This is a genomic window from Halorubrum halophilum (assembly GCF_000739595.1).
In the GTDB taxonomy this organism is placed as follows: Archaea; Halobacteriota; Halobacteria; order Halobacteriales; family Haloferacaceae; genus Halorubrum; species Halorubrum halophilum.
Map to the genome: position 1 here is coordinate 1 of NZ_BBJP01000082.1, position 981 is coordinate 981.

Annotated in this window: 1 protein-coding gene; it reads right to left on the reverse strand. The window is 53.9% G+C overall.

All coding sequences use genetic code 11. The annotated features are described in order from the left end of the window. A partial coding sequence (locus tag ACP96_RS16995) for an RNA-guided endonuclease InsQ/TnpB family protein (RefSeq protein ID WP_050034197.1) occupies positions 1 to 981 on the reverse strand: 981 nt, incomplete at both ends.

Here is a 981-nt window from a genome sequence, read left to right on the forward strand (position 1 = left end):
TACAGCACTGTACGCGCTTCATGCTTCCGGCCACAGCACGAACACGATTTCGAGGTATCCCGCTCAGACACTTGCTCGACCGTGATACTTTCCATCTCGGCTTTGTATTCGAGTAGGTCGCTGAACCGGTCGAACGCCCACGAGTGCAGGTCAAGATTACCGTGCTTGCCCCAGTCCTTCGACTCGCTGTTCTCCTCATCCTCACGGATGCCGGAGAGATCGCCCACCACGATAGTTCCAACACCTTCCTCAACACACCGTTCAACAATATGCTTGGAGAGAGTGTGGAAGTAGTGGGTGCGGCGGGCCGACTTCTTCTGGTTCAGCCTGGTAGCCTGCTCGGAGTCCGAGTCGTCACACCAAGCGATTCGCTTGCTGAAGTAGTAGTCGTCCTGTTTCAAGCAGTTGAGCGGGTACAATTCGCTGTGACCGTCTTCATAGGCGAGCGCGGCGAAGTTGTTGATCCCGAGATCAACACCCACCGTCTTCTCACCGGGGGCTTCATCCACGTCGATTTCGACCTTACAGACGAAGTGTAGCTCCCACTCGTTGCCTGTCCATACAATCTTGACTTGTTGGACGTTCTCCACGGCGGAGAGGTCAACGTCCGGGCGGGTTTGATACTTGCACAGGACGAAATCCGACCAGTACTCTTTCAGATTTGATCCTTTTGACAGCCGGACGCGGTCGTACTGGGTGTCGAGTTTGAACCCGGCAGTTTTGAACGTGACTGTTGAGCGCGGGTGTTTGTCGCCGTGTTTGCGGTAGCCGGGCGGGTTCGCTTTCGTATCTCCGTTTTGTCGTTTGCCGTACCAGCCGTTGAACGCTTCAGCGAGTTCTTGAAGGACTCGCTGACTTGACTGAGAATGGAGGTCATCATAGCGTTCGTGATTTTTGAGGTACGTGGTGAGTTCGTTGTGGTTCGGGATGTGACCGATTTCATCCCAGATTCGGCTGCATCTGTCTTCTATTCTTTTATTT